This is a genomic window from Candidatus Paracaedibacter symbiosus, assembly GCF_000757605.1.
Taxonomy (GTDB): domain Bacteria; phylum Pseudomonadota; class Alphaproteobacteria; order Paracaedibacterales; family Paracaedibacteraceae; genus Paracaedibacter_A; species Paracaedibacter_A symbiosus.
Map to the genome: position 1 here is coordinate 138,069 of NZ_JQAK01000001.1, position 8,512 is coordinate 146,580.

7 protein-coding genes are annotated in these 8,512 nt (G+C 42.0%); 6 read left to right on the forward strand and 1 reads right to left on the reverse strand.

Annotated features, from left to right (window positions below; genetic code table 11):
• Positions 1–90: 90 nt before the first annotated feature.
• Positions 91–615, reverse strand: coding sequence for an AMP-binding protein (locus IG80_RS0100645; protein ID WP_032112170.1), 525 nt, complete (start codon positions 613–615; stop codon positions 91–93).
• A 249-nt stretch (positions 616–864) separates the two neighbouring features.
• Between IG80_RS0100645 and IG80_RS0100650 the strand changes: the two genes are divergently transcribed.
• The 6 genes from IG80_RS0100650 to IG80_RS0100675 all read left to right on the forward strand — a co-directional run bounded on the left by IG80_RS0100650 (position 865) and on the right by IG80_RS0100675 (position 8,216).
• A complete protein-coding gene (locus IG80_RS0100650) occupies positions 865–2,322 on the forward strand; it encodes a DUF2252 domain-containing protein (protein WP_084756242.1) in 1,458 nt (485 codons plus the stop codon).
• A 216-nt stretch (positions 2,323–2,538) separates the two neighbouring features.
• A complete protein-coding gene (locus IG80_RS0100655; RefSeq protein WP_052045809.1) occupies positions 2,539–4,029 on the forward strand; it encodes a trypsin-like peptidase domain-containing protein in 1,491 nt (496 codons plus the stop codon).
• Between the two features lie 105 nt (positions 4,030–4,134).
• Entirely contained in the window at positions 4,135–5,397 is a 1,263-nt protein-coding gene (locus IG80_RS0100660) for a replication-associated recombination protein A (protein ID WP_032112171.1), read from the forward strand.
• A 90-nt stretch (positions 5,398–5,487) separates the two neighbouring features.
• Positions 5,488–5,946, forward strand: coding sequence for a Holliday junction resolvase RuvX (gene ruvX, locus IG80_RS0100665; protein ID WP_032112172.1), 459 nt, complete (start codon positions 5,488–5,490; stop codon positions 5,944–5,946).
• Between the two features lie 225 nt (positions 5,947–6,171).
• Positions 6,172–7,473 carry a hypothetical protein gene (locus IG80_RS0100670; protein WP_032112173.1) on the forward strand — a complete coding sequence of 434 codons (1,302 nt, stop codon included), beginning with the start codon at positions 6,172–6,174 and terminating at the stop codon, positions 7,471–7,473.
• Between the two features lie 68 nt (positions 7,474–7,541).
• Positions 7,542–8,216 (forward strand): hypothetical protein, encoded by a 675-nt coding sequence (locus IG80_RS0100675; protein ID WP_156961977.1) that lies wholly within the window; start codon positions 7,542–7,544, stop codon positions 8,214–8,216.
• The last annotated feature ends 296 nt before the right edge of the window (positions 8,217–8,512 follow it).

The window sequence follows — 8,512 nt, forward strand, 5'->3', positions numbered from 1 at the left end:
CGCAAAACACCTGAAGCGGTTAGACAACCATGCGTCAAAATGTCGTCAAATATTTCCGTAATAACTTCGTATAGCATACATTATACGAAGTTATACGACCTTAGGGAAATGAGTCGTTCCTGATGAAGCTTGGAGAAAAATAGGTCTCTCTGGATGATAATTGATTGGTAGTAAAGCGACGTCTTTAGGGTGGGTATTAAGAATATCTTTGATAAGTTTGATGGGAGTATGATGAAAGTGATCTCCCAGAATAGCTTCTTCAATTCTGCTATCATGAATCACCAGGCGGACTGGGATTTTCTGTAGTAATGACTCAATTCTTGCCATATCATGGCGAGATTTAATCGGAAAAGTGGGCAGAAAAATCCGGTTTGCCAGTATGCAGGCATAAATCAGTTTAATGTAATTTAGAGAAGGACTTACGGCAATCAAAATAATATCTTCGTCTTGCGTTAGTTCTTGCAGGATAAGAGCAATTCGTCGACATTCGCTGAATAACTCGCCGTAAGTAACTGCTTCAGTAATATCCGAGGATGTTGAAAAAGTGTAGGCAAGGTCATCTGGAGAATCTTTCATGCGAGCATGAATAATCTCGCTTAGAAATAAGCTAGTCATAGGGTTTCCAATGTGTCTTTGTTACCATTGCCTATTATAGAAAGTAAACCTGGGTGAGACAATTTCAATGTAGAAGGCAGAAAAAATTAAAAGACTTCTCTTTAATATTTATATCGAGTTCATATTTCCTTTATACCCAGCAACAAGTTTAGTCAATTTTAACTGTTTAGAAGGAAATTCAAACTATAGTATTTGCTATAAAGATTGTATCAGGATGAACTGATTGCAGCGTATGAATGGAGTTTTCCCATGGCAAAACAAAATGAAAAGACTGAAAAGAATGGTTCCAAGAGCGGTGAAATTGTTCGTCACCCCACCAAACTTCATGAAAGCTTTCTTGCAAAGCCAGCTTATCATCGAACTAAGGCAGATCGTTACGATGCCGGGAAAAAGCTACGCCTTCATTGTCCACCCAAATCTCATTCAGAACTAAATGCGCACGACCGCCCAAATCCTATTGACCTTTTAATTGAGTCCGGCGCCAGCCGCAATCAGGAACTCTTGCCGATTCGGTACGGTCGAATGAGTGTTTCACCATTTACATTCTATCGTGGTGCTGCGGCAATCATGGCCTCAGATCTCTCCCGCACTCCAACAACAGGATATTATGTACAAGCGTGTGGGGACTGCCATTTAGCGAATTTTGGCGCGTTTGCCACTGCAGAACATCGCATTGTTTTTGATGTGAATGACTTTGACGAAACCTATCCAGCGCCATGGGAATGGGACTTAAAACGCTTAGCTGCAAGTTTTGTGATCGCTTGTCAAAATAATGGTTTTTCAGCCGATGATACCCACTTTGTTGCTCGCCATCTTGTTCAATGCTATAACCAAAAAATGCATGAATTAGCAGAAATGCCAGTGTTAGAGGCTTGGGCCTACATCATGGATTATCAAGAGCTGATCAAGATGTTTAAGGATAAGAAGTTAGAAAAAATTTCCAAAAAACAATTATCTAAAGCACAAAAAGTTGATGGCATTCATGAAATGATCAAAATGGCCCACGTGGTGCATGGTCAACCAAAAATTATTGATGTCCCGCCATTAATTTTCCACTCAGATGAGCAAGCGCACCCCGGTTTTATTGAAAGTGCTCATCGTACGGTGAAGAAATATCAAAGTAGTCTGCCGATTGAACGTCGTATTTTGCTGGATAAATATGAACTTGCTGATATCGCCATGAAGGTCGTTGGTGTGGGAAGTGTGGGAACTTTTTGTGCTGCCGCCTTGTTCTTTGCTGGCGAAAATGATCCGCTTTTCTTGCAGATTAAAGAAGCTCAACGATCTGTTCTTGAACCTTATGTCAACCAACGTAGTTTTATTAGTCAGGGCGAGCGGGTTGTCTATGGGCAACGGATTATGCAGGCAGCAGGCGACATTTTCCTTGGCCACCTGATTGGGGATGTGAGCGGCAGACATTATTATATCCGCAAACTGCACGATGTGAAGATTAAACCAATGATTGAAAGCTTTAACGTGACAGATATGTTGGATTACGCTCGTTATTGTGGATGGACTTTGGCGAGAGCTCATGGCAGATCTGCTGACCCTGCAATTATTGCTGGGTATATGGGGAAAGGTAAAGAAATAGCTGAAGCGATTGCTGATTTCTCCTTCGCCTATGCGGATTTGAACTTACGTGATCACCATCTATTGCTCAATGCTATTAAGGCTAAAATAGTCCCAGCCAAGTTGGATATTGAGTAGGCAGGGGAGTCAGTCTAATTCGTCACCACGAGCCCTCATTAGAGGGCGTAGTGATCACTTGATGTTATGCGGGAAGGAGATTGCCACGGCGCTTTTGCTTCTCGCAATAACAACCTTGAAATTTTAATGGTAACCAATATAGATGTATTTTCATCTGTTTCTTCTGTTAAATTCAGGTTATAATACACGCAAAACACCTGAAGCGGTTAGACAACCATGCGTCAAAATGTCGTCAAATATTTCATGCTAGGCGTCCTTGCAACTACAATTGTGGGTTATGGCGTTGCGGAAGAAAAGCAATCTTTCTTGGGTAAACTCATTCATAAAGATTCTGAAAAAAATACCTCACAAACGTCAAGCAAACAAGTTCCTGAAAAACGGGAGCAAATCAGCTTTTCTTTTGCCCCAGTGGTGAACAAGGCAAAACCAGCGGTGGTGAGTATCTATGCGCTGCAGGTGACGGAGCGACGATTACAGAACCCCTTATTTGATGAGGAATTTTTCAATCTTTTCTTGGGTAACCGGCGTGGTTTTGGCGACATTCCACGCCAGCAAGTTGAGCGGTCGTTGGGGTCAGGGGTGATTATCGATTCTGAAGGGATTATCATTACCTGTCATCACGTGATACGCAATGCTAAAGCAATCCAGGTAAAGCTTGACGACAATCGCACTTTTGAAGCCGAAATCGTCGTGAATGACGTGAAAAATGATCTGGCGGTGATCAAAATTAATCCCGCTGGTAATCACGTTGGTAAAGACAAACTCTCTTTACCATTCATTCCGTTGGGCGATACAAAAAACCTCGAAGTCGGAGATCTGGTGATCGCCATTGGTAATCCTTTTGGAATTGGGCTCACCGTCACTAACGGCATCATTTCTGCCCTTTCACGTAACTTTAATGATCAAATATTGCTGCAAACAGATGCGCCGATTAACCCTGGGAATTCGGGTGGCGCCCTTGTGGATATGAAAGGCAACCTCATCGCTATTCCCAATGCCATTTTGTCAAAGACAGGGGCTTCCCATGGGGTGGGATTTGCCATTCCGTCCGCCGTAATTCGCCCGTTATTAATGGCCGCTAAAGGCGATGGCAAAGTTATTTATCCATGGGATGGAATTAAATTAAAATCCATGTCAGCGGAAGAAGCAGAATCCTTTGGCTTTGACAGGCCGTCTGGTGTGCTGGTGGTGTCGTGTCATCCCCAAAGCCCAGCTTTAAAAGCAGGACTCAAAGCCGGAGATATCATCACTAAAATCAATGGTCATCCTATTCAAATTGAAGAGGACTATAAGGTTATGCTTCAAAGCATCACCATTGGCAATCCGATTCAGCTTACCATCACCCGTAAAGGTAAAGAAGAGGCCATTAATTTTAGCTTGATTGCGCCGCCAGCAAGCCCGGATCCCACCGTGCAATTAGTCGCAGAGGCGGGGCCTTTTGCTGGAGTGAAGGTCGCCAATATGTCGCCAGCTTTGGCTTTAGAATACAATCTGGCTGAGCTCAATCGTGCCGGCGTGGTCGTGGTGGAAACACCGGTTAATGGTTTTGGATTTGGCTTTATTGGAGTTCAGCCCGGTGATATCATCGAAGAAGTCAACGGCCAAAAAATTACGACCGTTAAGCAATTGATCTCCCTCATGAAAAAACCTGTGCGGCATATGGGGATCCGGCGAGGGGATTCTGTAATAATGATTCAGGCGCAATGATGGACTTCTTTCAAAATCATCGCCTTTTGCTTCCTTGTGGTGTTGAAAAATCCTTCGTCGTAATCCTGGCTAGAAACCAAAATTCTTAGTTGAGAAGGAAGTCCAATGGCTGATCATTCTATAGAAAAACCTCTTGCCGAGTTGCTGCGTCCCCAATTGCTGAAGGATGTGGTGGGGCAGTCACATCTTTTGGGCGAGAATGGGACGATCCGACAATTATTGGTGCTTCACCGCTTACCCTCACTCATTCTTTGGGGACCTCCTGGCTCAGGTAAAACGACATTAGCACGATTGATCTCTAAAGAAACGGGGCGTGCGTTTGTCCAGTTATCTGCCGTTTTTGCTGGAGTGGCGGATTTGCGTAAAGTTTTTGAGCAAGCTCAATCAACCCCTGGCATGATCTTATTTATTGATGAAATTCATCGCTTCAATAAGTCACAGCAGGATGCGCTGTTGGGACCCGTTGAATCAGGTCTGGTCATTTTGATTGGCGCTACGACCGAAAATCCCTCTTTTTCTTTAAATTCAGCGTTGTTGTCTCGGGCGCGCGTGCTCGTCCTCAATCGGCTTGCTGATGAAGAGCTGGAACTCTTGTTGCAAAAAGCAGAAAGCCATTTGGGTAAGCGTCTAGCCTTAAGTGAGGCAGCTCGTCAAGCTGTGATAAGTCTTGCGGATGGTGATGCGCGGATGTTGCTCAACTATGTTGAGACGGTGGCTGCGTTGAATCCAGCGACGGATTTAAGCGCAGAAGAGTTAGGAAAAGTATTGCAGAAGCGCGCGGCGCTTTATGATAAAAACCAAGAATATCATTATAATCTGATCAGTGCTTTTATTAAATCGATGCGAGGATCTGACCCCGATGCAGCGCTTTATTGGATGGCACGAATGCTGGAAGGCGGAGAGGATCCTTTGTATTTGGCGCGGCGTCTCATCCGGTTTGCCAGTGAGGATATTGGCTTGGCTGACCCCCAAGCGCTCACTCACGCCCTCACGGTTTACCAATGTTATGAACGATTAGGCTCGCCTGAGGGAGAGCTTGCGATCGCGAATGCGGTTGTGTATTTGGCAACAGCGCCAAAGTCAAACGCGGTCTATATGGCGTTAAAAAAAGTGAGAAAAGCAGCCAGCCAAACAGGATCGTTACCCCCACCAAAGCATATCCTCAACGCTCCTACAAAATTGATGCAACAAGAAGGATACGGCGAGGGATATCAATATGATCATGATGCTCCCGACGCTTTTTCTGGACAAAACTTCTTCCCCGAGGAGATGAAACGACAGACGTTCTATACGCCAGTGGAGCGAGGGTTTGAGCGGGAAATCAGCAAGCGTCTCGACTATTGGAATAAGTTGAGATCGCAACGTTAAGCAAAAGCAGGTTGATTTTATTAAAGATCTTGCTATAGGTTTAGATTCTAGGTTCTATGCACTTCATTCACACAACCTTCAGGAATCCTTATGCCAGTCCTTACTTTAGATGATTTAAAAGAATTAAAATCGGGCAAAAACCGATTGTTAGGCCTTGATTTGGGCGAGAAAACTATTGGCCTGGCACTGTCGGACATCACCTGGTTTATTTCAAGTCCTCTAGAGGTTATTCGTCGCAGCACCCTTGAAAATGACTATAAAGCGTTGCAAAAAGTAATAAATGATTTTAGTGTTGCTGGCTTTGTTATTGGGCTGCCCCTTAATATGAATGGCAGCGAAGGCCCTCAGGCGCAAAAGGCGCGCGCCTTTATTGATGCGCTGTTAACCGTGATCGATATTCCGGTTTATTTTTGGGATGAGCGTCTGTCCACCGTGGCTGTGACAAGGACATTGTTAGAAGCTGATCTATCACGCAAAAAACGGGCCCAAGTGGTTGATAAAATGGCTGCGACCTTTATCTTGCAAGGAGCCCTTGATCGCTTCAGGTAGGGGCTGTTGTCCCAAAAAAACTGGTGATAAATATTATTATACTTCTTGGTTGTATCAACACCGTCTTAGAACAATTCCCGCTTTCAGCTTAGATTTTCACCCATTACATTCCCTCTGGCGAGAATTAAGTCACTAATTTAACTTAAACAAAAATAGATTATTGAATAATGATAAAATCATTCTTATATCAAATACATAATGTATACTTTTAGAAGAGAATTTCTTATGAACTTTTTTCGCTATGCCATATTAATTCCTGGCTTAATTTCAATGACTTTTGCTGCGGAAGAGGAAGGGGATTTTTCACCCGCGGCATTAAGGATTGTGCAGCATCTACCTACTCCCCTGAGGAAGGAATCATTATCATTTCAAATGTCCTGGGAACCTATTTCCAATGAATTACCTGGGAATTATTTTGGGGAGTATATTAATACTATAATTCGCGAAGATGGCATAGGCAAAAGTCTTAAAGGCGATGAAAAAATGCCCTCATATGGATCTATTCCCTTTAGAAAGAAAAAAGTCAGGGATAGTGATTGGCAGGACTTTTGGGAACAAGCTAGTAAAATATTTGAAACTTTGGAAGATGAGAGCAATCCTTTTGGATTTTACTTCCAAGGAGTTTTTACATTTTATGGTTATACTCTATCCCAAGAAGACGAAGATACCCAAAAAAATATAAAGGGCAAAGCTAGACAGCTTTTAAATAAAGCAAGCGAAAATCATTATGTTCGAGCAACGCAATTTATGCTCAAACATAATTTATGGAGCGATAAATATGCATGGGACGATAATCAAATAACGCAAGATGCCCTGGAAATTAGAGAAGCAAAAATTCTAGCACCACACAAAATAATCTCTCAGCATATTAAAACCCACAAGGCAAACGGAACCACTTCTTGGAAAGAGATTAACACACTTAAAAAATTGCTGGATTTACTTCCTGGAGAGCCAAAGCAGCACGAACAAATTTTCTCATTATGGGCAAACGATTTAGCTAATCGCCTTACTTTATGTAAAAAAAGGGACTCACTCCCATTACCGGCAACCCTATTACTAGCTTATACTTTTTCTAGTTCACTTGTTTATGGGGCTAACTGCATATCAAATTTGGATAAGGGAAACAGTGATGAAGAGCCATACAATGTAGCAATAGGCGTTACCCAAGGCCTTGCAAGTGTCACAGGAATTATAACTGGAATAGCAAATACACCTAGCTTTCTTAATTTGTGGTATAGCAGTAACTTTCGGTCCTTGGATGGCAGTTGGACTTGGCCTCAAAGGTTGGTGTTACTTCCCTCATCCTATTCTAGTGAGGAAATTGCTAGACAATCTTACCTTATCGCCCTGTATGGCATTTTATATAATAAGGTAACCTTGCTAGAAGGGGAAACTCCTGAGTCGGCTCAATCTCAAAAATATATTGAAAAACTAAGAAAACTCACTCTTTCTTCTTATCAAGGTTATTATCCTGCTGCTTTAAGCACTGTAATTACAAAGAAAGAAGAAGAAAATTTCAACCTTTAATCGGAGATTAAATAAACATGAAGTTGACCAAAATAATATTTGTTATATATTTAGGAGTACTGACAAGTATGGGCTTGCCTGCCTTAGCGGCGGATCGAATTTCCGAGGCAGGTCCCCTTTCAGAATTTCAAGTGTTGAGGATAGAACTCAAAGAAAAAGTCCTACCCTTTAACGTTGGTACCTTGTTTAAGAACCATCAGTTGCCGAAAACTCAGAAAGACATCGATCTTGTTAAGAAGGCTTATTCTATTGGAGTAGAAAAGCTAGAAAATGGCGAAGGGATAAAGGCTGTGCCTTATCTAGCTTATGCAGAATCGTACTGGCTACCGGAAAGTCTTAGATATCTAGACAATATACAATCTGGACGATATGAAAATATACCTGATAATGTACGGAAGGAGATAAAAAAAGCTTTTCCTACTCTCAATATAGCCAAGCTTCATAGGAAGTATGAAGGGTTTTGGGAACCTAATGTAAAAGATTTAAGAAGTCAACAAAACTCTTCAATGCTAGCATATGTTCGAAAGTTTATCTTTGGGGATGGTAATCCGTCGTTTCCGAATGCTAAACCTATGGAAAGCATTTCGTCAGAAGAGCTTTTTCCTGAACAACGGAAAAATTCACCAGCACGCGAAAATTCACCTTATAGTTCCGATAGTTCCGACAGCAGAGAAGGAACGGTGGAGGATATCACTCCTTTGCTACCAGGGGATCACCATGGCAAAAAAATAAAGAAAGACTGACTTCTAAACAAAATTTTTACCTATAATTGAATAAAAAGAAGTAACTGTTGTAAGTACCGTAATCCTAAAAAAATAAAAAAGATTTAGAACTTTAAAATTATGAACATAACCAAAATAATATTCGTTATATCCTTAGGATTACTAACAATAATGGGCTTGCCTGCCTTAGCGGCGAGTCGAATTTCCGAGGCAGATCCCGTTTCAGAATTTCAAGTGTTGAGGATTTCGTATAACTTCGTATAATGTATGCTATACGAAGTTATTACGGAGAATTAAGTCACTAATTTAACTTAAAC

Bases quoted from the DNA above. Each gene is read 5' to 3' on its own strand.
- IG80_RS0100660 (WP_032112171.1), top strand. From the start codon at position 4,135: ATGGCTGATCATTCTATAGAAAAACCTCTTGCCGAGTTGCTGCGTCCC.
- ruvX (WP_032112172.1), top strand. From the start codon at position 5,488: ATGCCAGTCCTTACTTTAGATGATTTAAAAGAATTAAAATCGGGCAAA.
- IG80_RS0100675 (WP_156961977.1), top strand. From the start codon at position 7,542: ATGGGCTTGCCTGCCTTAGCGGCGGATCGAATTTCCGAGGCAGGTCCC.
- IG80_RS0100655 (WP_052045809.1), top strand. From the start codon at position 2,539: ATGCGTCAAAATGTCGTCAAATATTTCATGCTAGGCGTCCTTGCAACT.
- IG80_RS0100670 (WP_032112173.1), top strand. From the start codon at position 6,172: ATGAACTTTTTTCGCTATGCCATATTAATTCCTGGCTTAATTTCAATG.
- IG80_RS0100645 (WP_032112170.1), bottom strand. From the start codon at position 615: ATGACTAGCTTATTTCTAAGCGAGATTATTCATGCTCGCATGAAAGAT.
- IG80_RS0100650 (WP_084756242.1), top strand. From the start codon at position 865: ATGGCAAAACAAAATGAAAAGACTGAAAAGAATGGTTCCAAGAGCGGT.